This window comes from Achromobacter sp., from assembly GCF_049647645.1.
GTDB lineage: Bacteria > Pseudomonadota > Gammaproteobacteria > Burkholderiales > Burkholderiaceae_B > Achromobacter.
Genome location: NZ_JBARYB010000091.1, coordinates 32,249 through 58,356 on the forward strand (window position 1 = coordinate 32,249; position 26,108 = coordinate 58,356).

Genomic DNA, 26,108 nt, shown 5'->3' on the forward strand with positions numbered 1-26,108 from the left:
GCCCGCGCTTCAGGCCCCGGCTGCGGCAGTGGCCAGGGCCACCCGGTGGGTGGCGCCGGATTCGAACACCGCCGTCATCGACGGCAGGCTCTGCGCGGCCGATGGATCGAAGTAGTCGGCCTCGTCGCGCTCTTGCCCCGCAGGCAAGTCGCGCACCTCCACGCGAAAGCCTTCGGCCCGGCTGCCGCGCAATTCCGGCACCGCTTGCAGCAAGCGGCGCGTGTAAGGATGCGTCGGCCGGTCGAACACTTCGTCACGCGTGCCTTCTTCGACGATATGGCCGCGCAGCATCACCACCACGCGGTCGGCGATCTGCTCCACCACGCCCAGATCGTGCGATATCAGCAGGCAGGCGAAACCGTGGGAGCGCTGCAGCGACATCAATGTCTCCAGCACCTGCTTCTGCACGGTGACGTCGAGCGCCGACACCGGTTCATCCGCGATGATGACCTCGGGCCGCAGCACCAGCGCCCGGGCGATGGCCACCCGCTGACGCTGTCCGCCGGACAACTCGTGCGCATAGCGCTCCGCGTAGTCGTCGCCCAGACCCACGTCCCGCAGCGCCTCCGCCACGCGCTTGCGCCGGGCCTCGGCCGTCAAGTTGGCTTCCAGCCGCAAGCCCTCGCCCACCAGGTCGCCGATGGTCATGCGCGGATCCAGCGATGAATAGGGATCCTGGAACACCATCTGCACGCGCCTGCGCGCCGCTTGCCAGGCTTGGCCCGTACCGCCTGCGGGCAAGGCCTGGCCGTCCAGTTCGATGCGCCCCCGCGCCTGCGGCACCAGTCCCAGGATGGACATCATGACCGTGGTCTTGCCGCTGCCCGATTCACCGACGATGGCCAGCGTTTCCCCCGGCGCCACCGCGAACGTGGCGCGGTGCACGGCACGCACCGCGCGCTTGCGGAACCAGCCCTCGCGCACCGAGTAGTCGATCGCCAGTCCGTCTACCTGCAGGATGGGCGGCCCCTCCGCGGCGGCGCGCGCCGGGCCGCGCTTGGGCAGCGCGTCCAGCAGGCTGAGCGTGTATGGATCGGCCGGCCGCGACAGCACCTCGGCCACCGGCCCGGTCTCGACCGCCCGGCCGCGGCACATGACCAGCACGCGCTGCGTGTACGCGGCCACCAGCGCCAGGTTGTGGCTGATGAAGACCAGCGCCGTGCCCTCCTCGCGCGTCAGTTCGCACATCAGGTCCAGCACTTCCTTCTGCACCACGCAATCCAGCGCCGTGGTGGGTTCGTCCGCAATCAGCAGGCGTGGTTTGAGCAGCATCACGCCGGCCAGCAGGATGCGCTGCCGCATCCCGCCCGAGAATTCATGCGGGTAACGCTTCATGCAATCCTGCGCGTCACGCACGCGCACGCGCTCCAACATCCGCACGGCCTCGTCCCAGGCCGCGCGCCGCGCCATGCCACGTCGCAGCACCAGCGCCTCGATCAGTTGCTCGCCCACGCGGAACGCGGGGTTGAGCGACACCATCGGCTCCTGAAATACCATGCCTATGCCGGTGCCTCGCACCGCCAGCCAATCGCGCGGCGCCTGCCGCAGCAGGTCCTGGCCATCGAACAGGGCCTGTCCGCCGGCGATGCGGGCCGAGTCCGGCAACAGGCCCAGCAAGGTCTTGCCAATCAGCGTCTTGCCGCTGCCGGATTCGCCGACGATGGACAGCGATTCGCCGGCGTGCAGGTCGAACGACACGCGGTTCACCACCGGCGCGGCGTCGCGCTTGCCGGGAAAGCGGATCTCCAGATCGCGCACGGACAGCAGGGGTTGCGCAGCATTCATGCCATCACCCCCCGCATGCGCGGATCCAGCAGGTCGCGCACCGCGTCGCCGAGCAGGTTGATGCCCAACAGGCTCAGGGAAATCATGGCGCCCGGAAACACCGCCAGCCAGATGGCCTGGTCCATGGCGTTGCGGCTCTCGGACAGCATGCCGCCCCAGGTGGCCAGCGGCGGCGGCACGCCCAGGCCGAGAAAGCTCAGCGCGCTTTCGGCCAGCAGGGCGGAACCGAAAATGGAGGTCGCGAAGATCAGCAGCGGCGGCAGGCAGTTGGGCAGCACGTGGCGGAATACCGTCCACACACCGCTGTGCCCGGTCGCGCGCGAAGCAATGACGAAATCGCGCTGCCGCAAGGACAACGCGGCGCCGCGCGCGATGCGCGACACCGAGGGCGAATACGCCAGGCCCAGCGCCAGCACCACGCCCCATTTGGAGGGGCCCAGCACCGTCATGATGCCCAGCGCGAGCAACAAGCCGGGAAATGCCATCAGCGATTCCACCAGCACCGTGATGCCGCGGTCGACCCAGCCGCCCGCATAGCCCGCCGTGACGCCTATGGTCGTGCCCAGCAGCAGCGCCAACAACACGGAAAACACGCTGACCGCCACGCTGACGCCGGCCCCCGCCATCAGCCGCGACAGCACGTCGCGGCCGAACTCGTCGGTGCCCAGCCAGTACTCCGCCGACGGCGGCGAAAAGCGCGCCAGCAGGTCGCCTTCCAGCGGATCGTGCGGCGTGTACACCAGCCCGACCAGGGCCAGCAGCACGACGCCGCCGACCAGCGCTCCGCCCAGGACGGCATTGGTATGTCTAAAGCCCATGATGATCCTATTGAAGCTTCACGCGCGGGTCGAACAGCGGATACAGCAAATCCACCACCAGATTGACCGCCACGTACAACAGCGCGATGAACAGCAGGCAGCCCTGCACCACGGGATAGTCCCGCGCATAGATGCTCTCCACCAGCAGACGGCCTATGCCGGGCAGCGTGAACACGGTCTCGATCACCGCGGCGCCCGACAGCAGATGGCCTAGCATCAGGCCGATCACCGTCAGGGTCGGGCCGAACGAATTGGGCAGCACGTGGCGCAGCATGACGCGCTTTTCCGGCAGGCCCTTGGCGCGCGCATGCGCCACGTATTCCAGCCGCAGCGTCTCGATGGTGCTGGCCCGCATCATGCGCGTGATGGCGGCGATCTCAGTCAGCACGATGGCGCATACCGGCAGCACCAGATAGCGCGCCGCGCCCAGGCCGCCCTGGGCGATGGATTCAAAGCCATACACCGGCAGCCAGTTGAGCTTCACGCCGAACAGCCAGATCAGAAGGATGCCGACCCAGAAGCTGGGCATGGACACGAACAGGATCGAAGTCGACACGATGGCGGTGTCGGCGCGGCGATTCTGGCGCCAGGCGGCAACCATGCCGGCGGGCACCGCCACCAGGCAGGCCAGCAGCGTCGCCGTCAGCACCACCTGGGCCGTCACCGCGAAATGCGTCAGCACCAGATGCATCACTGGCTCTCGCCGCGCGATGGACATGCCCAGGTCGCCCTGCAGCGCGTTGCCCACCCAGATCAGGAACTGCTCGCCCACCGGGCGGTCCAGCCCCAGGGCGTGGCGCATCTCGGCCAGCAGCGCGGGGTTGTCGATATCGCCCAGCATCAGCGAAGCCGGATCCCCGGGAATCGCGCGGATCAGCGCGAACACCAGCACCGTGACCACGATCACGGTGGGCACCGACGCCGCGATGCGCTTGAGTAGATAGCCCAGCACGGCGCCTCAGTTCTTGGTCACGTTGAAGAAACGCGGCTTGCGCAGCGGCCAGCCCGTAAAACCCTGCAACTTGCTGGAGACCACGACATAGCCCGGCTTGTTGTAGTACATCAGCAGCGGCGTGTCGCGCAGCATCAAGGCATGCAGCTTGTCGAACGCCTGCTTGCGCACGGCGGGATCGGACTCGGCCTCGATGCCTTCCAGAATGGCGGCGGCTTCGGGGCTTTCCCATTGGGCCATGGGCGTCTTGGACTTGTCGCCGATCACGTCGCGGAACATCAGCGCGGGCTCGGTGCGCGCCGAATAGGCGAATGCCATCAGCTGGAATTTTCCTTCGCGGAAGTTGGTCACCTGGGTGCCCCACTCCAGCATGTCCAGTTCGGCCTTGATGCCGGCCTTGCCCAGCAACTGCTGCGTCACCACCGCGACCCGGTACAGATAGGGATAGCGCTTGTTGGCCTGCAGCTTCAAGGGTTCGCCGCGATAGCCGGCGGCGTCGAGCAGACGCTTGACCTCTTTCAGGTTCTTCTCGTAGCCGGCGCGGTCGGCCTCGGAGTAGTACGAGCTGGCCGCGGGCACCAGGGACGGGTTGTAGGCCGCCTGACCGTTGTTCAGAGCCCGGGCAATGCCGGGGAAATCCAGCGCCAGCGCGATGGCGCGGCGCATGTTCACATCCGACAACAAGGGCGCGCGCGTCTGCATCAGCAGGTTGACGGTATCCAGCCCCTGCTCGGTAACGATGTTCCAGCGCGGATCCTTGACCGGAAGATTGTCTTCGTCGGCGTTGTAGGCGTCCACCTGCCCCGCCATCAGGGCCGCCTTCTGCGCCGCGGCGTCCGGAATCACAACGAAGCGCACGTTGGCCTGCGCGGTCTTCCTGCCGGCCATGCCGCTGGGCGCTTCCTCGCGCGGCTTGTAGCCCGCGTACGGCGTCAGCAGCAGATACTGCTCCTTCTTCCATTCGGCGAGGACGTAGGGACCGGTGCCGATGGGTTTGGCCCACTTGCCGTCGGCGTCCACGCTTTTGGCGCTCAGCACCGGCATGGGGCACTGGACGCTGGCCATCTGGTCCAGGAATAGCGCGTAGGGCTGGTCGAGCTTGAACACCACGGTGGCCGGATCGGGCGTTTCCACCGCCACGACCTTGGCGCCCTTGCTGCCGTCGTAGAGGTTCTTGCAGGAATACTCGGACTGGGCGCCGTTCAGATAGTCGTAGGTCCATTTGACGTCGGCCGAGGTCATCGGCGTGCCGTCGTGGAAAGTGACGCCCTGGCGCAGCTTGAAGGTATAGGCGCGCTTGTCGTCGGACAGCGTCCAGCTGTCCGCCAGCATGGGGGCCACGCTCATGTCGGCGCGCAGCGCCACCAGGGACTCCACCACGTGCGCCAGCACGTTGTCGGTGGAGGTGTTGCGGGAACGCCCGCCGGGCAGCGTGGTGGGCGTGCCCGAACCTTCGGCGTAGCGGATTTCGGGAACGGCGGCCTGCGCCCGCACCGTGGCGGGCATGCCGGCCATGGCGCCAGCCAGAGCGGCGGACAACAGCAGCGCATTCTTGACGCGCGAAGCATGCGAATTCATGGGGATCACTCCAGGTGCGGCGCTCGCCGCATAGGGGTCTGGGGCCGGCTCAGAAGAGCCGGTACTCAGCGAAGTTGCGTCCTTCGTAGGGCTTGCGCGCGATCCACATCACGCCGCTCGCCGGCTCCATCAAGGTGGTGGCCACCGTGGCCGAGATGCTGTCGAAGCTGGCGGGCTTGGGCGAACGCAGCACGCCGTCCGGGGCGGCGAAGTCGTCGGCCAGGATGCGCTTGACCGTGTCCCAGTCGATGCTGCCGGCCGCGCGCGCCAGCATGTCCTGCACGCGGCGTTGGCGGTAGATCGAATCCGGATTGGCGGCCAGGCCCTTGTCGAACAGCTTGGCGCGCGCGGGCGGGCTGATCCAGTGGTTGGCGTGGACCAGCAGGCCGTCCTCGGGCGTGATCCAGAAGATCTCGTCAGGCGAGCATTCCAGGTCCACGGACTCTCCCTGGGCTTGCGCCAGCATCAGGTTGTTGGAGCAGAAACGCCGCGACGCCCACAGCACCTTCATGGCGTTGCAGATGTTGGTGGCTTCCAGCATCTTGCGCCGCACCAGCACCAGCGGCACCTCGGCGGGACGCTGGTAATCGTGCTCGCAGGACAGGAAGTTGCCCGACAGGGAAACGCCCGCGCTGTTGAAACCATGGCGCGCCAGGCTGCCCGCCTCGGTGAACATCAAGAGATCGGGGCCGTCCTCGCGCCGCATGCGCAGGACGATGCCGGTGTCGACGCACTCCTCGCGCCAATCCCAGTTGTGGGCATGCATGAGCTTGCCGCCTGCGGCGGCCTCGGGCAGCACGATCAGGCCGGTGCAGCCGTCATCCAGCCCCTTGCGGGCGCGGCCCAGCTCGGCATGGCCGAACATCATTTCGGTGCGGCAGTTGATGACCACCACGTCCTCCAGCGCCTGGCCCGATCCGTCGGCGATGCCGCGCAGTTCTTCCAGGTAGGCCGCGTCATAGTCGCCCACCACCGGCACCATGGCGGCGGCCAATTCCTTCAGGCGGTCCGCGGCGACCCCGCGCCGCTCCAGCTGCCCGCAGTAGAGAGCCACGCTGCGCGCTACGCGCTCGGGGACGGCGGCGCCATGCTGACGGCCCCGCTCATAGGGACTGCCCTGTACGTCGACCAGGGGGAAAGGGGTAGGCAAAGTCACGGCTCAAGGCTCCGGCGGGAGATTCATAAAGACCGGCAAATTTTGTACTAATATATTAAAAAGTTCAATACAAGGGTTTCCCCGAAGCCATCATCACAAAGTCCGCAGCCGAAGCTCTCCGGTACCATTCCGACTCCGTCGCCACTCGCGTCCGTTCCCCCATGCCCAACGCCGCTCCCGCCCGCCCCACTCCGCTGCAAGTCGATCTGGCGCGCCACATCGCGGAAGACATCGTGGCCCGGCGTTACGCGCCCGGCGACCACCTGTCGGAGGAAACGCTGGCGGCAGGCTACGAGGTGTCGCGCACGCCAGTGCGCGGCGCGCTCAGGCTGCTGGCCGCGCAAGGCCTCATCACGCATCGCCCCAACAGCGGCTACACGGTGGCGGCCCATGCCGCCGCGGCGCCTCCTGCCATCGAGGGCGCCGGCCCCACGCAGGACGAGTTGTACCGCCGCCTGATCGACGACCGCGCCGCGCGCGTGCTGCCGGAGACCTTTACCGAGCGCGACCTGCAGCAGCGCTATCCGGCGCCGCGCAGCGTGCTGGCCAAGACCCTGCTGCAGCTCTCCGCGGACGGCCTGATCGAAAAGCGCAAGGGACACGGCTGGCAATTTTCGCCGTCGCTGGAAAACCGCGACGCGCTCAATGAGAGCTACCGGTTCCGCATGACCATCGAATGCGCCGGCCTGCTGGAACCCACGTTCCGCCTCGACCGGGAGGCGCTCACGCGCATGCGCGCCGCGCATGAAGCCCTGGCCGCGCGCTGCGATGCCGACATCTCGGCCACTGAATTCTTCAATCTCAACGCCTCGTTCCACGAGATGCTTGCCCGCTTTTCCGGCAACCGCTACATCCTGCAGGCGGTGCAGCAGCAGAACCAGCTGCGCCGGCTGGAAGAGCATGCCGCGTTCTACCGCGACGCGCGCTTCGTCAATTCCAGCAGCGAACACCTGCAGATCATCGACGCCCTCGAGGCCGGCGACCAGGAATGGGCTTCCCAACTCATGCGGCGCCATTTGAAGACGTCGCTGCAAGTCTCCTAGGGGAAGGCTCACCCCACGGGCCTACGTGCCCAAGCGCTGCGCGTCGAACCGCCGGCACGCCCGACGTGCGCCTCTTCGGGAGGCATATGGCTCACCCATATTGTATTTATAATTCTATTAATACAAAATAGAGAGCCCGAACATCTCCAAAGCAGGATCTCCCATGTCCTCCTCAGCGTCTCACCCCACCCCCGCCATCAACGCCGAAGCCTATTGGATGCCTTTCACCGCGAACCGGCGGTACAAGCGCGCACCCGTGCTGTTCAGCGCGGCCGAAGGCATGCATTACATCCGGCCGGACGGGCGCCGCGTGCTGGACGGTATTGCCGGCCTGTGGTGCGTGAACGCCGGGCACCGCCGCCCTGAAATCGTCGACGCCATCGCCCGCACCGCCCACGAACTGGACTACGCGCCGTCGTTCCAGATGAGCCATCCCCTGGCCTTTGAGCTGGCCGAGGCCTTGCGCCAGGAAGCGCCCGCCGGATTCTCCAACGTGTTCTTCTCGAACTCCGGTTCCGAAGCGGTGGATACCGCGCTGAAGATCGCGCTGGGCTATCACCGCGCGCGCGGCCAGGGCCAGCGAGTGCGCCTGATCGGACGCGAGCGTTCGTACCATGGCGTGGGTTTCGGCGGGCTATCGGTATCGGGCATCGCCGGCCACCGCAAGCCCTTCGGCAATTTACTGCCCTATGTGGACCACCTGCCGCACACCTATGACCGCAGCCAGATGGCCTACACGCGCGGCCAACCCGATTGGGGCGCCCACCTGGCCGATACGCTGGAGCGCATCGTCGCGCTGCATGACGCGTCCACCATCGCCGCCGTCATCGTGGAACCCGTGGCAGGCTCGACTGGCGTGCTGGTGCCGCCCAAAGGCTACCTGCAGAAGCTGCGGCAGATTTGCGACGCGCACGGCATCCTGCTGATCTTCGATGAAGTGATCTGCGCCTTCGGCCGCATCGACGGCGCCTTCGCCTCATCGCACTTCGGCGTCACGCCGGACATCATCACCAGCGCCAAGGGGCTGACCAATGGCGCCATCCCGATGGGCGCGACGCTGGTGCAGCAGCATGTCTACGACGCCTTCATGCAAGGACCGGACAGCGCCATCGAACTGTCCCATGGCTATACCTATTCCGGCCACCCGGTGGCCTGCGCCGCCGGCCTGGCGACGCTGGACATCTGCCGGCGCGAGGGCCTGTTCCAGCGCAGCCGCGAACTCTGGCGCTATTGGGAGGATGCCGCGCACGGCCTGAAAGGACTGCCGCACGTGGTGGACATCCGCAACATCGGCCTGCTGGCCGCCATCGAGCTGGAGCCGCTGGAAGGCAAGCCCGGCCAGCGGGCCTACGCCGTGCACCAGGCCTGCCTGGAACGCGGCTGCCTGATCCGCTCCGCCGGCGACACCATGCTGCTGTCACCCCCGCTTATCATCGAACGCGCGCAGATCGACGAATTGTTCTCTGTGCTGTCGGACGTGCTGCGCGCGGAAGCCTGAGCGCCGGCCCTGGCTATGCCAGGTGCCGCGCCACCGCCTGGACCACCTGCCGCACGTCCGCGGCGGACACGTCCAGGTGCGTGACCAGGCGCGTGGGGCCGCCGTAGACGGCCCGCATCTGGATGCCATCGGCGGCCAGCTTGGCCGTCAACGCCTCGCAGCGCGCCGGTTCGAACTCGGCGAACACCATGTTGGTGTCCTGGCTCAATACCTTGACGCCCGCAATGCCGCGCAGCCCCTGCGCCAGCAGGCGGGCGTTGTCGTGGTCATCGGCAAGACGCTCCACGTTGTGCTCCAGCGCATACAGGCAGCCCGCGGCCAGCACGCCGGCCTGGCGCAAGCCGCCGCCCAGCATCTTGCGCCAGCGGCGGGCGCGGGCGATGAGATCGACGCTGCCCACCAGCACCGAGCCCACCGGCGCGCCCAACCCTTTCGAAAAGCAGATGGACACCGAATCGAAGGGCTGGCACAGGTCGGCCACCGGCTTGCCGCTGGCCACTGCCGCGTTGAACACGCGGGCGCCGTCCAGATGGGTAGCCAGCCCGTGCTGGCGCGCCCAGTCGGTCGCGGCCTGCACGTAGTCGGCGGGTATCAGCTTGCCATGGAAGGTGTTCTCCAGCGCCAGCAGGCGGGTGCGGGCGAAGTGCGCATCGCCTTCCGGTTTGAGCGCCGCAGCCAATTTTTCCAGCGGCAGGGAGCCGTCCGCCGCGTGCTCGACGGGCTGCGGCTGGATGCTGCCCAGCACGGCCGCGCCGCCCCCTTCGTACTTGTAGGTGTGCGCGAGCTGGCCCACCAGATACTCGTCGCCGCGCTCGCAGTGGGCCATCAGCGCCCCCAGATTGCTTTGCGTGCCGGACGGAAAGAACAGGCCCGCCGCCTTGCCCGTGCGTTCGGCAACCGCTTCCTGCAAGCGGATCACGGTCGGGTCGTCGCCCATCACGTCATCGCCCAAGGGCGCGCAGACCATGGCCTGCAGCATGGCCGCGGATGGCCGGGTGACGGTGTCGCTACGCAGATCGATCATGGGAAATCCTGGAATGGAAAAGAATTCTGAAAAGATTAATCGGCGCGCACCGCCGGGGCGGCGCGGCTCACCACCCATATGCCGGCCAGGATCAGCGCCATGCCGCCCAGTTCGGCCGCAGTGGGCTGTTCGGACAACAGCGCCCAGGCGAACAGCATGGCCACGACGGGCACGCCCAGGCTGGACAGGCCGGCGATCGAAGCCGGCACCAGGCGTACCACCAGCAGCCACAACAGCCAACCCGCGGCCGTCGCGATCAGCACGATGTAGGCCATGCCGGTCCAGAGCTGCCAGCCCCATTGTGCCGGCATCTGCGGCACCAGAAAGGCGACAGGCGTCATGACCAGCCCGCCCAGCAGCATCTGCCAGGCCGTGAACGTCATTACGTCGGGCGCGTGCCGCTCGAACATACGCTTGGACAATACGGTGCCCACGCCCCAGCACAGACCGCTGCCCAGGCCCAACAGCACGGGACGGATATCACCCAAGCCGTTCCAGGGCTCCACGAAGCAGATCAGCCCAATGGCAGCCAGGGCGATGCCCAGCCCATGCCGCGCCGCGGGGCGTTCGCCCAGGAACCACCAGGCAAACAGGATTACCCAGAACGGCATCGTGTAGGCCATGAGCGAGACCTTGCCCACGCCGCCCGACACCAGGGCCGTCTGCACGAAGCCCTGGAACCCGGCCGTCTGGGTCAGGCCGATCAGCAAGGTCAGCTTCCATGGCGGCATCGCCAGCGGACGCCGCATCGCGAAGGCCAGCGCGAACAGCACCAGGCCGCCCGTCACGTAGCGCAGCGCCACGAAGTCGAACGGGCCGATGTAGGGGACGATCAGTTTCATCGCGATCCAGCTGCCCGCCCAGACCAGAATGGTGCTGAACATCAGGGCTAGCCCTGCACGATCGAAACTGCTGCGGCTCACTGGCACGGCTCCGTAGGAATGAATTCTGGACGCGGAAAAGCAAATACGCCCGTACCGGCGGTTCCGATACGGGCGTATGACATTATGCGCCTGCCTTACCAACGTTGGCGGTCACAGGCAGGCCATTCCCGTCCATCATGCGGACGGGAACGATCACAGGGACTTGGCTAGCTGTTCCAGGATGGCCGGGTTCTCCAGCGTGGAAACGTCCTGCGTGATTTCCTCGCCCTTGGCGACCACGCGCAACAGGCGGCGCATGATCTTGCCCGAGCGCGTCTTGGGCAGGTTGTCGCCGAAGCGGATGTCCTTGGGCTTGGCGATGGGGCCGATTTCCTTGGCCACCCAGTCGCGCAGCACCTTGGCGATGGCTTGCGCCTCGTCGCCTTCCGGACGCGAACGCTTGAGCACCACGAAGGCCACCACGGCTTCGCCGGTGGTGTCGTCGGGGCGGCCCACCACGGCGGCTTCCGCTACCAGCTCGTGCGCAACCAGGGCCGACTCGACCTCCATCGTGCCCAGGCGGTGGCCCGACACGTTCAACACGTCGTCGATGCGGCCCATGATCCAGAAGTAGCCGTCAGCATCGCGCTGCGCGCCGTCGCCAGCCAGGTAGTAGCCGCGCAATTCGGGCGGGAAGTAGCTCTTCTTGAAACGCTCCGGGTCACCCCAGATGTTGCGGATCATGGCGGGCCAGGGGCGCTTGATGACCAGGAAGCCACCATTGCCCTGCTCCACATCGCCGCCCGTCTCGTCGACGATGGCGGCGGCGATGCCCGGCAGCGGCAAGGTGCAGGAACCCGGCTTGGTCGGCGTGGCGCCCGGCAGCGGGGTGATCATGTGGCCGCCGGTCTCGGTCTGCCACCAGGTATCCACGATGGGGCAGCGTTCGCGGCCGATGTTCTTGTGATACCACATCCAGGCTTCGGGATTGATGGGCTCGCCCACCGTGCCGATGATGCGCAGGCTGTCCAGGTCGTAGTTCTTCGGGTGCGCTTCGGGCGCGGCCTCGGCGGCCTTGATCAGCGAGCGGATCGCGGTGGGCGCCGTGTAGAAGGTGGTGACCTTGTGGCGCGCGATCATGTCCCAGAAGCGGCCGGCGTTGGGATAGGTCGGCACGCCTTCGAACACGACCTGGGTCAGGCCGGCCGCCAGCGGGCCGTAGGTGATGTAGGTGTGGCCGGTGACCCAGCCCACGTCGGCCGTGCACCAATACACGTCGTCCTTGCGGGCGTCGAAGGTCCACTTCACCGTCAACAGCGCCCACAGCAGGTAGCCGGCCGAGGAATGCTGCACGCCCTTGGGCTTGCCGGTGGAGCCGGAGGTGTAGAGGATGAAGAGCGGGTGCTCGGCGTTGACCGGCACGGGCTCGCAGGTGTCGGGTTGGCCGGCCTCGACGTCGTGCATCCAGAGGTCGCGGCCTTCGTTCCATTGCACCTTGCCGCCGGTGCGGCGGTACACGATGACCTTGGTCACGGCCTCGCAGCCGCCCATGGTGAAGGCTTCTTCCACGGCGGGCTTGAGCGGGATGGTCTTGCCGCCGCGCACCTGCTCGTCGGCAGTGATGACCAGCGACGCGCCCACGTCCATGATGCGCTCCTGCAGGCTCTTGGCCGAGAAGCCGCCGAACACCACCGAGTGCGTCACGCCCAGGCGCGCGCAGGCCTGCATGGCCACCACGGCTTCGATCGACATGGGCATGTAGATGATGGCGCGGTCGCCCTTCTTGTAGCCCAGCGCCGCCAGGCCGTTGGCGAAGCGGCAAACGCGCGCCAGCAGTTCGCGGTAGCTGACCTTGTCGACCTTGCCGTCGTCGGTTTCGAAGATGATGGCGGTCTTGTCGGCGTTGCCGTTGGTCAGGTGCACGTCCAGACAGTTGGCCGACACGTTCAGTTCGCCGTCGCCGAACCAGCGGTAGAACGGCGCATCCGATTCATCCAGGACTTGCGTGAACGGCTTGGTCCATTGCAGGTTGTCGCGCGCCTGCCCGGCCCAAAATCCGTCGAAATCGTTCTCGACCTGCGCGCACAGCGCGTTGTAGGCCTCCATGCTGGGAATCGCGGCGCCTTGTGCGGCGCGCTCGGGCGGCGGGAACACCCGGGTTTCCACCAGTACGGACTCAATAGCGTTCGACATGATTTTTGTCTCCAATCGGTAATTCTGTTGTTTGTGCCGCTTGTTCATTACCCAACCGCAACCGTATCGCCACGCTCTTACGGGCACCTTACGCAAAATGCGGGCCGGAGCCCGCGGCGCAAGGTCGGCGCCGGGCAATCAAGGCGTGCCGCCGCCAGTCGCTGCGACGTCACCGGACAGTCCATAAGGATAGCAGCCGGCGCGGTCTGGTCGAACGGCGCGCCTCAAGCCGCGCGCCGCGCCAGCCCGCGCTTCACGTCCACGCGCGACAAAAGGATGAGGCCGCCCACGAAGAACAGGCCGGTCACCAGGATCGCGAGGCGGTGGTTGCCATGCGTGGCCCAGGTCACCAGGCCGTAAGTGAGGGGACCGATCACCGCGGCCAATTGCACCGCGAAGGTCCACAGCGAGTAGAACTCGGCCAGCCGGCCGGCGGGAGCCAGCGCGCCAGTCATGGCCCGGCCGGCGCTCTGCGTGGTGCCCATGCACAAACCGGCCAATGTGGCAGCCACCCAGAACACAGGCGCGGTCACGGCGGCGTAGGCCACCAGCACCATCACGATCCAGCCGCACAGCGTCACGGCCAGCGCCGGCTTGTGGCCGATGCGGTCCTGCACATAGCCGAAGGAGAACGCGCCGGCCGCCGCGCCGATGTTCACGGTGAACACCAGCAGCATGATCTGCGGCGTGGTGAAGCCCATGACCTCCGAGGCATAGACCGCGGCCAGCGTGATCACCACCGAGATCCCCGCCTGATAGCAGGCGATGCACATCAACAGCCGGCGGAATTCCGGAAAGTGCTGGCCGGTTTCGCGCCAGGCATAGGCCAGGCGCTTGAGCATATGCAGGGCTTCCTGCTTGCGGGCCTGCGGCTTGGCGCGTTCGCGCAGCAGGAAGAACGACGGCAGCGCCGCCAGCGCGAACACCGCGCAGGTGACGACGATGACCCAGGGCACGAAATGCTCGGCGGTTTCGCCACGCGCCTCGGCCAAGGTCACAACGACCAGGGACAAGCCCAGCGTGAGCATGCCGCCGCAATAGCCGAAGCTCCAGCCCCAACCCGAGACTCGTCCCAGCGCGGACGGCCGAGCCAATTCGGGCAGAAAGGCCGCAACCACGGATTCGCCGACGCAGTAGCAGTAGTTGGAGATGACGATGGCGGCCAGCGCCAGCCAGACATCACCAGGCCCGGCCTGCGTCAGCACCAGCGTGGCGGCCACGCAGCCCACCGTGCTCGTGAAGAGCAGGCGGCGCTTGCTGGCGCGCACATCGGCGCGGGCGCCCAGGGTGGGCATGGTCAGCATGATGAGCAGATAGGACAGCGACAGCGCCGCAGTCCAGGCCAGCGTGGCCCAGGGCGCGCGCCCGCCGACCACACCGACGAAATAAGTGCTGAACACCGCCGTGAGGATGACGGTGGTGTAGCCGGAATTGGCGAAGTCGTACATGGCCCAGGCCCAGACTTCGCGTTTGGCCACGCCAGGATTCAGGGGGCCGTCGCCCCCTGCTCCGGCGTTCTGCGCGGAAGCGCCAGCCGGCGCTTCCGACGGCTCGCCGTGGCTCATAGGCCCAGTGCGGCGATGCCAGCTTGAGCGATCAGTGCGTCTTCAGTCGACTTCACGCCCGACACGCCGACTGCGCCCACGACCTGGCCGTTGGCCACGATCGGCACGCCGCCCTCCAACATGCCTTCGAGGAGCGGCGCCGACAGGAACGAATAGCGCCCGTTGTTGATGATTTCTTCGTAGATGCGCGATTCGCGGCAGCCCATGGCCGCCGTCTTGGCCTTGGCCGGCGCAATGTGGGAGGAAATCGGCGCCACACCGTCCAGGCGCAGCATGCCCATCAGGTGCCCGCCATCGTCGACGACAGCGATGGCGACCGCCCACTTGTTCTGCAGGGCGTGCGCTTCGGCCGCGGCCAAAATCTTCTTGACGTCTTCGGCGGTCAGCACGGGCTTGGTGTTCATTGCAGCGACTCCTTTATCTGTTCCAGGGCGGATGGATCTTCCATGGTGGTCAGGTCGCCGGGATCGCGCCCTTCGCATACGGCGACGATCGCGCGGCGCAGGACCTTGCCGGACCGGGTCTTGGGCAACGCGCCCACGAACCGGATCCTGGCGGGCCTCGCCACGGCTCCCAGCTGATCTTCCACCAGCCGCATGATATCGCCTTCCAGGCGCTTTGCCCCTTCCTCCGTCTCGGCGCCCGCGGGATTCTTGAGCACGGCGAACGCCATCGCGACCTGTCCCTTGAGCGAGTCGGCCACGCCCACCACCGCGCATTCGGCGATCGCATTGTGGCTGTTGACCGATTCCTCGATCTCGCGCGTGCCTAGCCGATGGCCTGCCACGTTGATCACATCGTCGGTGCGGCCCAGGATGAACCAGTAGCCGTCGGCGTCCACTAGCCCCCAGTCGAAGGTCGAATACACCTGGCGGCCGGGAATGGAGGTGAAGTAGGTCTGCACGAAACGCTCGTCGTCGCCCCAGATGGTGGACATGGCGCCGGGCGGCAGCGGCGGCACGATGGCCACCACGCCCTTCTGGTCGGGGCCCAGGTCCTCGCCGGTGGACTCGCTGACGATGCGCGCATCGAAGCCGTATACCGGGAACGACGGACTGCCGAAACGCGTCGGCACTTTTTCCACGCCAGGTTGGGCCGACAGGATGGGCCAGCCCGACTCCGTCTGCCAGTAATTGTCGATGATGGGCTTGCCCAGGCCGCCGGAGATCCATTGCGCCGTGGGCTCATCCAGCGGCTCGCCCGCCAGGTAGACCGCGCGCAGCGAGGACAGGTCGTGGCGCTTGAGCAGCGCCGGATCCTGGCGCTTGAGCACCCGCACCGCGGTCGGCGCCGAAAACAAGGTGTTGACGCCGAACTGCTCCACCAGTTTCCACAGGATGGCGCCGTCGGGGCGCACCGGCGTGCCTTCATACAGCACCGTCGCCTGTCCGCCGATCAACGGGCCGTAGATGATGTAGGAATGGCCCACCACCCAGCCGATGTCGCTGGTGCAGAAGAAGGTTTCACCGGCACGGCCGTCGAACAGGTATTCCATGGACGAGGCCAGCGCCACGGCATAGCCGCCGGTATCGCGCTGCACGCCCTTGGGCTTGCCCGTGGTGCCGGAGGTATAGAGGATGTAGCTGGGCTCGGAGGACTCCAGCCACTCCACCGGCACCCGGGCGCCCCGATGGCGCTGGCGCAAGGTCGCGTAGTCCAGGTCGCGCCCCGCCACGGGCTCGAACGGCGCCAGGCCGCGGTCAAACACCACCACCGAGGCCGGCGGCGTCTTGGTCAGCGCCAAGGCGCGGTCCAGCAGCGGCTTGTAGGCCACGACCTTGCCGCCGCGCGAACCGCCGTCGGTGCAGACCACCACCTTGGGCGCCGCATCGTCGATGCGCTGGGCCAGGTTGACCGAGGCGAAGCCGCCGAACACCACCGAGTGCACCGCGCCGATCCGCGCGCACGCCAGCATGGTGAACACGGCTTCCGGCACCATTGGCATGTAGAGCAGCACCCGGTCGCCACGCCCCACCCCGAGCTCCTTGAGCATGGCGGCGGCGGCGTTGACCTCTTCGTAGACGTCCTGGCGGGTATAGACTTGCTCGCGCTCCACCTCGGTGGATACCCAGATCAGGGCCGGCGCGTCGGCCTGGGTCGGCAGCCAGCGGTCGACGGCGTTATAGCAAAGGTTGGTGCGCCCGCCCGTGAACCACTTCGCGAACGGCGGCCGGGAGAAGTCCAGCACGGACTCGAAAGGCGTCTCCCAGTGTATGCGGCCGGCCTCTTCCCGCCAGAACGCATCGCGGTCATGAATCGAGCGGTAATGGAAATCCCGGGTTTTTTGCATTTATGTCTCCTGTTATCTTTCTTACGCCTTAAGGCTGATTGATTTCTTCTCGAATCCTTTGGTCATTCTGGTAGGCAAACCTTGCACGAGGCTTGCCGCAAGTCAAAATGTTCTGCCAAATGTCCACGCTGCATGGACCTTTAGGCCGGTTTCGTCACGAACAGGTCTTAAAAGTTTGGTAGAATCCCCGCGAAGTTGTAGAACAATGTTGATTTTGCTGACATCTCGGCCACATTCACGGCGAATTCCGTGTTTTTTGCCGTTATCTGCAAATCACCCCCAGGCGCATGCATCGACACTCCAACCACGCGAGACTGAATTCATCCTCCGGCCAAGCAACTCGCGGTCTGCGCTTGCTGGCGTTGGTTGCGTGCGTGGTAGGTCTGGCAGGTTGTGCCGCTACAAATCAAAAGTCAACCGCCCATACGTCCGAGATCGATCCCTACGAAACGGAATGGGTAGCCACCACCGATGATCCCATCGGCGTGCTGGTAAGCCAGAAATTCAAGCGCGAGCGCCAGAAGACCCATTCGGGCGTCAACAGCGACAACGCCCTGGTCAGCGAAGCCTTGAACCACCTGGGCATCCGCTACCGCTTCGGCGGCAACTCCCCCGATACCGGATTCGATTGCAGCGGCCTGGTCACCTACACCGCCGAACGTTCGCTCGGCCTGAAGCTGCCGCGCAACGCCGCCGAAATGGCACAACAAGGCGTCTCCATCGCCAAGAACGAGCTGAAGGCCGGCGACCTGGTCTTCTTCAATACGCTGGGCCGCCGTTACTCGCACGTGGGCATCTACCTGGGCGACGACCGCTTCGTGCACTCGCCCAGCGCCGGCGGCGTGGTTCGCGTGGAAAACATGACCATGGCTTATTGGTCCAAGCGCTACAACGGCGCGCGCCGCCTGGACAACAGCCTGATGGCGTCCGCCCGCGCCGCCAACTGACACCTTTCCAGGATAGCCGCCAGGCTCTCCTCGCTACAAGCAAAACGCCGCCGGACTTTCCAGTCCGGCGGCGTTTTTCATATCTCTTCGCGACCCAGGGTCGCAGGCCGTTTCGGCCTCCCCAGTTTTTGTTTGGCGGCGGCAGACCGCGCTGTCAGTGCACCGAGCCCGAGCGCGGGCACAGGCCGCATTGCTGCAGGGCCTGCTGCATGCTGCATACCGAACGCCGACAAGCCACGACGCGGATGCCACCGCGTTGCGCGGCATTGCGGAAGGTTTTCATGACGTTGTGGCCCAGGAAATCGGTCAGCAGGATGACCAGCTGGGTGCCGGAGGGCAGTTGCAACGTCTTCTTCTGATGCGAGGGATCACGGCCGCTGATGTGGTGCGTGATCGAAATATTGTGTCCTTTGAGCAGATCCGGGATGTTGCCTAGGCGGTCGGCGCCCACTACCACTGCACTTAATCCTGCCGTCATGATGAACCTCACTGGGTCGTTGAGACTGATGTAATGATAATGATTCCTATTTTTTAGTCAACTCAAATGAGATCAGTTCTTATTTAATTATTTTTATGAGCATATGGAAAGGGATAGCGCGGACCGCGGCGCGCCAAGAAAAAAAGGCGCGCCGCCCAATGGCGCCGCGCCTCTTGCTCCCCGCAAAAACCGGCCCTTGCTACTTGGGCGCCCCCTGCACCGCCTCGGTCACCACCGCGCGAGTCAGCGAAGGCGCCAGCATTTCCAGGAACGTGTAGACGTAGTCGCGCAGGAACACCCCGGACTTCACGCCCACGCGGGTCGTGTGCGTCCCGAACAGGTGTCCCACGGGCAAGCCCACCAGATTGCCGTCGCGGCGCGGATCGTAAGCCACGCCGGCGATGATGCCGATACCCAGGCCCACGTCGACATAAGTCTTGATGACGTCGGCGTCGATGGCTTCCAGCACGATGTCCGGATGGATGCCCTGGTTGGCGAAGATTTCGTCTATGGTGCTGCGGCCGGTGAAGGCGCGGTCATAGGTGACGATGGGGAACTCGGCCAGTTGCGCCAGCGACAGGCGCTTGGCGGCGCTGGAGGTCAGTTCGGCCAAGGGATGATCCGGGCGCACCACCACGGTGTGTTCCCAGGCATAGACCGGCAAGGTCGCCAAGCCTGGCGTCAAGGCCAGCGATTCCGTCGCCAAGGCCAGGTCGGCCTGCTCGTGCAGCACCATTTCGGCCAGTTGCGCGGGGCTGCCTTCGGCCAGCGACAGGTGCACCTTGGGGAATTGCTTGCGGAACGCGGGAATGACGCGCGGCAGCAGGTAGCGCGCCTGGGTGTGGGTGCAGGCAATGACCAGGCCGCCTTCGTCGCGGCGCGCGAACTCATCGCTGACCTTCTTCAGGTTGTCCACCTCGCGCATGATGCGGTCGATGACCTGCGACACCGCCAGGCCGGGCTTGGTCAGGCCCTTGATGCGCTTGCCGTGCCGTTCGAAGATCTTGATGCCCAGTTCGTCCTCGAACTCGATGATCGCCTTGGAGACGCCGGGCTGTGAGGTGTAGAGCATCCGGGCGGCTTCGGTCAGGTTGAAGTCGCGCCGGATGGTTTCACGCACAAAACGAAATTGCTGCAGGTTCATGAATTGGCCCCTGATAGACGGGCCAATTATAAGTAATAAGGACGACTCGTTATATAACTTATTTATATAAGCTTACTTGCGAGGCGTCCCCAGTTCAGCGCATCGAGATCGTGGTGTTCACGCTCTTGGCATGAGCCGACCAGCGTGCGGTGACGGTCTTGGTCTGAGTCCAGAACTGCACCGCCTGCTTGCCGTTGGGGCCCAGGTCCCCCAGCTTGGAGCCGCGCGAACCGGTGAAGCTGAACCAGGCGACCGGCACGGGGATCGGCACGTTGATGCCAACCTGGCCGACGTCGATGTTGTTCTGGAAGTAGCGCGCCGCGCCGCCGTCCTGGGTGAACAGCGCCACGCCGTTGCCGTTGGGGTTGCGGTTGATGAACGCCACCGCGTCTTCCAGCGTTTCCACGCCCACCACGCACAGGACCGGCCCGAAGATTTCCTCGGTGTAGATGGTCATGTTTTCGGTGACGCCGTCGAAAATCGTCGGGCCGACGAAGTTGCCCTGCTCGAAGCCGGCAACCTTCAGGCTGCGGCCGTCCAGCAGCAGCTTGGCGCCTTCGTCCACGCCCTTCTGGATCAGGCTTTCGACACGCTTCTTGGCGTTGGGCGAAACCAGGGGGCCGAGGTCCGCTTCGCGGTCCATGCCGGAATTGACCTTGAGCTTCTTGGACCGTTCGACGAAGTCGGGCAGCCAGTTGCGGGCTTCGCCCACCAGCACGGCCACGGACGAGGCCATGCAGCGCTGGCCGGCCGCGCCGAAGGCGGCGCCCACCAGCTGGTTCAGCGCAACCTCGGGATCGGCGTCCGGCAGGATCACGCAGTGGTTCTTGGCGCCCATCATGGACTGGCAGCGCTTGCCGGCGGCCGAAGCGCGGTTGTAGATCTCGGTGCCGACACGAGTCGAACCGATGAACGAGACCGCCTTGATATCGGGATGTTCGCACAGGCCGTTGGCCGTTTCCGGGCCGCCGTGCACCACGTTCAGCACGCCTGCCGGCAGGCCGGCTTCCAGCGCCAGCTGCGCCAGGAACAACGACGACGTCGGGTCCTGCTCGGAGGGCTTGAGGATGAAGGTGTTGCCGCAGGCCACGGCGATCGGGAACATGAAGCAAGGCAGCATGACCGGGAAGTTGAACGCGGTAATGCCCGCGCATACGCCCAGCGGCTGGATCAGCGTGTAGACGTCGATGCCGGACGCGGCATTCTCGGCGTACTCGCCCAATTGCAAGTTGGCGATGGAGCAGGCGTGCTCCACGACTTCCAGGCCGCGGCCGACTTCGCCCTCGGCGTCCGGCAGGGTCTTGCCGTGCTCGCGGGTGATCATTTCGGCCAGCTTGCCGGAGTTGGCGCGCAGCAGTTCCTGGAACTTCAGCATGACGCGCATGCGAGCGCCCTGCCCGCTGTTGCGCCAGGTCTTGAAAGCCTCCTTGGCGTTGGAGATGGCCAGGTCCAGTTCTTCGCGCGTGGCGAAGGGCACCTTGGCGACGACCTCCTGGGTAGCGGGATTGATCACGTCCCGCCATTCGGTGGTTTTGGACTGCACGAGCTTGCCGCCGATCAATAGCGGAACGCGGGGGACTTCACTCATTTGATGCTCCTCACACTGCGTAGTCGATGCGGATGGAATCCGCGTTCATGGATCTTCAGGCGCGCCGGCGGCCATGGCCTGCCGGCGCGCCAGGGTTTACTTCTTGACCAGCGGGCAGCTCGAATCCGCCAGCGGCTGGAAGGCCTCGGCCGCCGGAATGGTGGCCACCAACTTGGAATAGTCCCAGCCGCCCTTGGACTCGGCCGGCTTTTTCACTTCGTACAGGTACATGTCGTGGATCACGCGGCCATCGGGACGGATGGACGCGTTGCGCATGATCGGATCCTCGATGGGCAGCGCGCGCATCTTGTCGGCCACCACCTTGCCGTCGGTGCTGCCGGACGCGGCGACCGAACGCAGGTAGTGCCGCACGCTGGAGTACACGCCGGCCTGCGTCATGGTGGGTTTGAGGCCGCGGAAGGCCTTTTCGAAGCGCGTGGACCACTGGCGCGTGGCATCGTCGTAATCCCAGTAGAAACCGTCCACGTACGACAGCCCCTGCGCGCTTTCCAGGCCCAGCGCGCGCAGGTCGGACAGGAAGATCAACAGCGACACCAGGCGCTGGCCCCCGGCCACGATGCCGAATTCGCGCGCCTGTTTGACCGCGTTGACCGTGTCCTGGCCGCCATTGGCCAAGGCCACGACCTGGGCCTTGGAGGCCTGCGCCTGCAGCAGGTAGGAAGCGAAGTCCGGCGCGTTCAGGGGATGCCGCACGCTGCCCGCCACGGTGCCGCCCAGCGCCTGCACGGCCTTGGCGGTGTCGGCTTCCAGCGAGTGCCCGAAGGCGTAATCCACGGTAATGAAGTACCAGGACTTGCCGCCCGCCCTCACCGTGGCCTTGGCGCCGCCGGCGGACTGCGAATAGGTGTCGAACATCCAGTGGAAGCCGACGGGCGAGCATTCCTTGTTGGTCAACGCCGTGGTGGCGGGACCGGAGAACATCACCACCTTGTTCTTTTCGCGCGCAATGCCCTGAACGGCCAGCGCCACCGCGGAATTGGTCAGGTCGGCGATGGCGGTGACGCCGTCGCGGTCGAACCATTCGCGCGCCTTGGCCGCACCCACGTCGGCCTTGTTCTGGTTGTCCGCGGACACCAGTTCGATCTTCATGCCCTTGCATTCCGCGGCCAGGCAGTCGTCGATCGCCAGTTGCGCCGCCGCCACCGAACCAGGTCCCCCCATGCCGGCATAGGTGCCAGACATGTCCGTCAGAATGCCGATCTTCACTGGCGGCTTATCCGCCGCCTGAGCCTGGCCGACCAATGCGGCGCCCAGACACAAGCCTACGGCAAGCCCGCGTGCGTGCAATTTCATGGATTTGTCTCCTGAGTTTTATGCGTTATGGCGCCGTCTGCGCGGCCTGCGGTCCCAGGGCTTGAGCCCCGGAAAGCCTGGCTACAGGCTTTGAGCCCGCCGACCCAGTGTAGATGTGTGAAAATCAACAAGCAACACTAGAAATGCACATTCCTTGTGCATTAATGCACAAGTGAAATTTGGCCGGCGGCGCGGTGCGCGACCGGCCCTGGAGAGCCGGAAAGTGCTTGATTGGGACAGCCTGAGATATTTTCTTGAAGTGGCCCGCACCCAGCGGGTCAGCGCCGCGGCGCGCAAGCTGGGGGTCGAGCACACCACGGTGTCGCGGCGCATCCGCGCGCTGGAAGCCGAGCTGGACACCCTGCTGTTCGAGAAGTCGCGCGGCGCGGGCTTCGTGCTGACCGAGGACGGCCAACGCCTGTTCGTCCATGCCGAGCAGATGGAAAGCACCGTGCATTCCGCCCGCGAAAACCTGTCGGGCATCGGCCAGGCGCTGTCGGGCCATTTGCGCATCGGCGCCACCGAGGGTTTCGGCAGCTATGTGCTGACGCCGCTGGCGGCGGACTTCCAGCGGCGCTACCCGCACATCACGCTGGACATCCTGCCGGTGCCGCGCTTCGTCAGCCTGTCCAAGCGCGAGGCCGACCTGGCCATCACCATCGAGCGGCCCCAGCGCGGCCCCTATGTGTGCAGCAAGCTGTGCGACTACACGCTGCGCCTGTACGGCACGCCCGGCTATCTGGCCCGCCATCCGCCGATCCGGGAGCGCGCGGACCTGGCCGGGCACACCTTCATCGGCTACGTCGACGAACTGCTGTTCAGCGAGCGGTTGCGCTATCTGGAAGACCTGCTGCCCGCCAGCAAGGTGGTGTTGCGCAGCACCAGCGTGGTTGCGCAATACCACGCCGCGCTGCAGGGCCAGTCGCTGGCGATCCTGCCCTGCTTCATCGCGGCGCAGGATCCGCGGCTGACGCCGGTGCTGGAGGATGAGGTCGAGATCACCCGTTCGTTCTGGATGTACTGCCATGAAGACCTGCGCAAGCTCAAGCGCGTGACGGCCTTGTGGGATTTCATCCGCAAGTCGGTACTGAAGAACGCAGACCTGCTGGCCGGCAAGGGCGGCACGATGAAGTACCTGCCCTGAAAACGGCGCGGCCCGCTCAAGGCGGGCCGCGTGGCGTAAGGTCCGGCTGGCGTCAAGCGCTGTTCTTGGGCGCCTTGACGCGCAAGCGCCGCATCAGCAGGAAAACCGTCAACAGCGCCACGGCGGCGTGGATCGCCCACACCCCCAAGCCGAAGCTGAGCTTGCCGTTGGAAATCCAGGCGCGCGACAGGTTGATCAGGTTCATGTACAGCAGGCCGACCAGGCCGGCAATGAGCAGGTCGCCCGACCGTCCCAGGCGCGGATTGACGGCACCCAGGGGAATCGCCAACAGCGCCAGGTTCAGCGCGGCCAGCGGCAGCGAGATCCGCCACATCACCTGCGACCAGCTGTTGGTGGTGTTGTCGGCGATCAACTGGGACGTGGTGCGCGCCTTGGAGGAACGTTCCGCGTTGGCGCGGGCTTCCGCCACGGGATCGCTGCCCGACTTGCTTTCCAGGCGCAGGCCGTACTTGTCGAAATGCACCAGGCGGATCTCGGGGGTGCCCGGCTTCAGGTCGTAACGATGGCCTTCGCCCAGCACCAGGAAGCGGTCGCCGTTGGGCATGGTTTCGCTGTGCGCCTTGCTTGCGGTCAGGACGCTGAGCCACTCGGGACCGGTTTCGCGTGCGAACACGTTGCCCAGTTCGTCGCTGGGCTGCAGCGGATCCTCGGCAAAGAACACGCGGTTGCCGCCGGACGATTCCGCGAATTGCCCGGCCGTGACCTTGGACAGGTCCGAACGCTGCTCGAAGCGTTCGTGGTATTCGCCGATCTGGCGGTAGGCCCAGGGCGCCGCCACCAGCGTCAGCCCCGCCACCGCCAGCGCCACGGGGATGGCGACGCGCAGCACCGGCCTGAGCCAGTCGGCCAGCGACAGGCCGCTGGCGAACCACACCACCATTTCGGATTCACGGTAGTTGCGTGTAACGGTGGTGAGGACCGCGATGAAGACGGAGACCGCGAGGATGGTCGGCAAGGCGGTGATGGTCGACAGCGCGGCCAGCACCAGCACGACGTCCGCTCCGATACTGCCGCCTGCGGCTTCGCCGAGCAGGCGCACGAGCAGCACGCTGAGCCACACGACGAGCAACGTGGAAAAGACAACGCCAGCGTGACTGGTGATCTCGCTGACGACAGAGCGTTTAAATAGAGACATGGGAGAATATGCGGGATAATCGACCGCATTCTACACAGACGTACACGGGAAACCCTCATGGAATTTAGCACACAGACCACTGCTTCCCTGCACCAAGTCAAAACCGCCGCCCTGGCTGTCGGGGTGTTTGCGGAAGGCGTGTTGAGCCCCGCCGCCGACCTCATCGACCGCGCCTCCAATGGCGCGGTGCGTTCGGTGGTCAAGGCCGAGTTCCGCGGCCGCGCCGGCTCCACCCTGACCTTGCGCAACCTGCCCGGGGTGTCCGCGCAGCGCGTGGTGCTGGTCGGCCTGGGCAAGCAGGAAGAATATTCGGCGCGCGCCCACGCCTCGGCCGAGCAGGCCTTCGCCGCGGCCTGCGTGTCGGCCCAGTTGACTGAGGGCGTGTCCACGCTCGTCGCCAATCCGATCGCGGACGTGGCCATCATCGCCCGCGCGCGCAGCGCCGCCATCGCCGCTGGCAACGCCACCTATCATTACGACGCCAGCTTCGGCAAACCCGACCGCGATGCCCGTCCCAAGCTCAAGAAGATCGTCCAGGTCGTCGAACGCGCCGAGGCGGCCCAGACCCAGAAGGGCCTGCGCGAAGGCGGCGCCATCGCCAATGGCATGGACCTGACCCGCACGCTGGGCAATCTGCCCGGCAATATCTGCACGCCGACCTATCTGGGCGAAACCGCCAAGCGCCTGGCCCGCGAATTCAAATCGCTGAAGGTGGAAGTGCTGGACCGCAAGCAGGTCGAAGCGCTGGGCATGGGCTCGTTCCTGTCGGTCGCGCGCGGCTCCGAGGAAGCGCTGCGCTTCATCGTCCTGCGCCACGCCGGCAACAAGACCGCCAAGAAGGCCGCCAAGGGCGCGCAAGGTCCCATCGTGCTGGTCGGCAAGGGCATCACCTTCGATGCCGGCGGCATCTCGCTCAAGCCCGCCGCCACCATGGACGAAATGAAGTACGACATGTGCGGCGCCGCCAGCGTGCTGGGCTCGTTCCGCGCCCTGGCCGAACTGGAGCTGCCGCTGGACGTGGTCGGCCTGATCCCCGCTTGCGAAAACCTGCCCAGCGGCAAGGCCAACAAGCCGGGCGACGTCGTCACCAGCATGGCCGGCCTGACAATTGAAATCCTGAACACGGACGCGGAAGGCCGCCTGGTGCTGTGCGACGCGCTGACCTACGCCGAACGCTTCAAGCCGTCCGCCGTCATCGACATCGCCACCCTGACCGGCGCTTGCGTGGTGGCTCTGGGCAACGTCAACAGCGGCCTGTTCTCCAAGGACGACGCACTGGCCGACGCGCTGGCCGCCGCCGGCCGCCAGTCGCTGGACACCGCATGGCGCATGCCGATGGACGACGCCTACCAGGAACAGCTCAAGTCCAACTTCGCCGACCTCGCCAACATCGGCGGCCCGCCGGCGGGTGCGGTCACGGCGGCCTGCTTCCTGTCGCGCTTCGCCACCTCGTACCGCTGGGCCCACCTGGACATCGCCGGCACCGCCTGGCGCGGCGGCAAGGACAAGGGCGCCACCGGCCGCCCCGTACCCTTGCTGATGCAGTTCCTGCTGGACCAGGCTTGAAGCGGC

At 66.0% G+C, this 26,108-nt stretch carries 21 protein-coding genes; 5 read left to right on the plus strand and 16 right to left on the minus strand.

Annotated elements, in window-relative coordinates:
• Positions 1–9: 9 nt before the first annotated feature.
• From WBB14_RS10595 to WBB14_RS10615, 5 genes are read right to left on the minus strand one after another with little or no spacing between them, the layout of a single operon-like run.
• On the minus strand, positions 10–1,785 hold the full coding sequence (locus tag WBB14_RS10595; protein ID WP_424239783.1) for an ABC transporter ATP-binding protein: 1,776 nt from the start codon (positions 1,783–1,785) through the stop codon (positions 10–12).
• Complete coding sequence (locus tag WBB14_RS10600; protein WP_332010757.1) at positions 1,782–2,603, minus strand: ABC transporter permease; 822 nt, start codon at positions 2,601–2,603, stop codon at positions 1,782–1,784. Before WBB14_RS10600 ends, WBB14_RS10595 begins: the two co-directional genes overlap by 4 nt.
• Before the next feature lie 7 nt (positions 2,604–2,610).
• The gene (locus WBB14_RS10605) at positions 2,611–3,555 is read right to left on the minus strand and encodes an ABC transporter permease (RefSeq protein WP_013392266.1); all 945 of its coding nucleotides are present in this window, start codon (positions 3,553–3,555) and stop codon (positions 2,611–2,613) included.
• Positions 3,556–3,561: 6 nt separating this feature from the next.
• The gene (locus WBB14_RS10610; protein WP_424239784.1) at positions 3,562–5,133 is read right to left on the minus strand and encodes an ABC transporter substrate-binding protein; all 1,572 of its coding nucleotides are present in this window, start codon (positions 5,131–5,133) and stop codon (positions 3,562–3,564) included.
• Between the two features lie 49 nt (positions 5,134–5,182).
• The gene (locus tag WBB14_RS10615; RefSeq protein ID WP_424239785.1) at positions 5,183–6,289 is read right to left on the minus strand and encodes a C45 family autoproteolytic acyltransferase/hydolase; all 1,107 of its coding nucleotides are present in this window, start codon (positions 6,287–6,289) and stop codon (positions 5,183–5,185) included.
• A 161-nt stretch (positions 6,290–6,450) separates the two neighbouring features.
• Here WBB14_RS10615 and WBB14_RS10620 point away from each other — a divergent pair, with 161 nt between their 5' ends.
• Both WBB14_RS10620 and WBB14_RS10625 read left to right on the plus strand, forming a co-directional pair.
• Positions 6,451–7,332 carry a GntR family transcriptional regulator gene (locus WBB14_RS10620; RefSeq protein WP_424239786.1) on the plus strand — a complete coding sequence of 294 codons (882 nt, stop codon included), beginning with the start codon at positions 6,451–6,453 and terminating at the stop codon, positions 7,330–7,332.
• Positions 7,333–7,495: 163 nt separating this feature from the next.
• Positions 7,496–8,830 carry an aspartate aminotransferase family protein gene (locus WBB14_RS10625; protein ID WP_424239787.1) on the plus strand — a complete coding sequence of 445 codons (1,335 nt, stop codon included), beginning with the start codon at positions 7,496–7,498 and terminating at the stop codon, positions 8,828–8,830.
• A gap of 13 nt (positions 8,831–8,843) precedes the next feature.
• Here WBB14_RS10625 and ltaE read toward each other — a convergent pair whose 3' ends face one another.
• The 6 genes from ltaE to WBB14_RS10655 form a co-directional block, all read right to left on the minus strand.
• Positions 8,844–9,854, minus strand: a complete 1,011-nt coding sequence (ltaE, locus tag WBB14_RS10630; RefSeq protein WP_424239788.1) for a low-specificity L-threonine aldolase — start codon at positions 9,852–9,854, stop codon at positions 8,844–8,846.
• 35 nt (positions 9,855–9,889) lie between these two features.
• Positions 9,890–10,777: a DMT family transporter gene (locus tag WBB14_RS10635; protein ID WP_424239789.1), complete on the minus strand. Its 888-nt coding sequence runs from the start codon at positions 10,775–10,777 to the stop codon at positions 9,890–9,892.
• Positions 10,778–10,930: 153 nt separating this feature from the next.
• On the minus strand, positions 10,931–12,910 hold the full coding sequence (acs, locus tag WBB14_RS10640; protein WP_424239790.1) for an acetate--CoA ligase: 1,980 nt from the start codon (positions 12,908–12,910) through the stop codon (positions 10,931–10,933).
• A 224-nt stretch (positions 12,911–13,134) separates the two neighbouring features.
• Positions 13,135–14,475, minus strand: a complete 1,341-nt coding sequence (locus tag WBB14_RS10645) for an MFS transporter (protein ID WP_424239791.1) — start codon at positions 14,473–14,475, stop codon at positions 13,135–13,137.
• The gene (locus tag WBB14_RS10650) at positions 14,472–14,879 is read right to left on the minus strand and encodes a GlcG/HbpS family heme-binding protein (RefSeq protein ID WP_424239792.1); all 408 of its coding nucleotides are present in this window, start codon (positions 14,877–14,879) and stop codon (positions 14,472–14,474) included. The genes WBB14_RS10645 and WBB14_RS10650 overlap by 4 nt, the downstream gene beginning before the upstream one ends.
• Complete coding sequence (locus WBB14_RS10655; protein WP_424239793.1) at positions 14,876–16,765, minus strand: propionate--CoA ligase; 1,890 nt, start codon at positions 16,763–16,765, stop codon at positions 14,876–14,878. Before WBB14_RS10655 ends, WBB14_RS10650 begins: the two co-directional genes overlap by 4 nt.
• Positions 16,766–17,052: 287 nt before the next feature.
• On the opposite strand from WBB14_RS10655, the gene WBB14_RS10660 reads away from it, so the two are divergent.
• Positions 17,053–17,712, plus strand: coding sequence for a C40 family peptidase (locus WBB14_RS10660; RefSeq protein ID WP_424239794.1), 660 nt, complete (start codon positions 17,053–17,055; stop codon positions 17,710–17,712).
• Between the two features lie 154 nt (positions 17,713–17,866).
• Here WBB14_RS10660 and WBB14_RS10665 read toward each other — a convergent pair whose 3' ends face one another.
• From WBB14_RS10665 to WBB14_RS10680, 4 genes are all read right to left on the minus strand, one after another.
• Positions 17,867–18,190 (minus strand): DUF2325 domain-containing protein, encoded by a 324-nt coding sequence (locus WBB14_RS10665; RefSeq protein ID WP_013392254.1) that lies wholly within the window; start codon positions 18,188–18,190, stop codon positions 17,867–17,869.
• Between the two features lie 199 nt (positions 18,191–18,389).
• Positions 18,390–19,334 carry a CysB family HTH-type transcriptional regulator gene (locus tag WBB14_RS10670; protein ID WP_424239795.1) on the minus strand — a complete coding sequence of 315 codons (945 nt, stop codon included), beginning with the start codon at positions 19,332–19,334 and terminating at the stop codon, positions 18,390–18,392.
• Between the two features lie 94 nt (positions 19,335–19,428).
• Positions 19,429–20,922 (minus strand): CoA-acylating methylmalonate-semialdehyde dehydrogenase, encoded by a 1,494-nt coding sequence (locus tag WBB14_RS10675; protein ID WP_207470163.1) that lies wholly within the window; start codon positions 20,920–20,922, stop codon positions 19,429–19,431.
• Between the two features lie 96 nt (positions 20,923–21,018).
• A complete protein-coding gene (locus WBB14_RS10680; RefSeq protein WP_207470161.1) occupies positions 21,019–22,236 on the minus strand; it encodes an ABC transporter substrate-binding protein in 1,218 nt (405 codons plus the stop codon).
• A gap of 223 nt (positions 22,237–22,459) precedes the next feature.
• On the opposite strand from WBB14_RS10680, the gene WBB14_RS10685 reads away from it, so the two are divergent.
• Entirely contained in the window at positions 22,460–23,380 is a 921-nt protein-coding gene (locus WBB14_RS10685) for a LysR family transcriptional regulator (RefSeq protein ID WP_424239796.1), read from the plus strand.
• Between the two features lie 52 nt (positions 23,381–23,432).
• Here WBB14_RS10685 and lptF read toward each other — a convergent pair whose 3' ends face one another.
• Positions 23,433–24,536, minus strand: a complete 1,104-nt coding sequence (lptF, locus tag WBB14_RS10690) for an LPS export ABC transporter permease LptF (RefSeq protein WP_424239797.1) — start codon at positions 24,534–24,536, stop codon at positions 23,433–23,435.
• Positions 24,537–24,593: 57 nt separating this feature from the next.
• On the opposite strand from lptF, the gene WBB14_RS10695 reads away from it, so the two are divergent.
• Complete coding sequence (locus WBB14_RS10695) at positions 24,594–26,102, plus strand: leucyl aminopeptidase (protein WP_424239798.1); 1,509 nt, start codon at positions 24,594–24,596, stop codon at positions 26,100–26,102.
• Positions 26,103–26,108 lie beyond the last annotated feature (6 nt).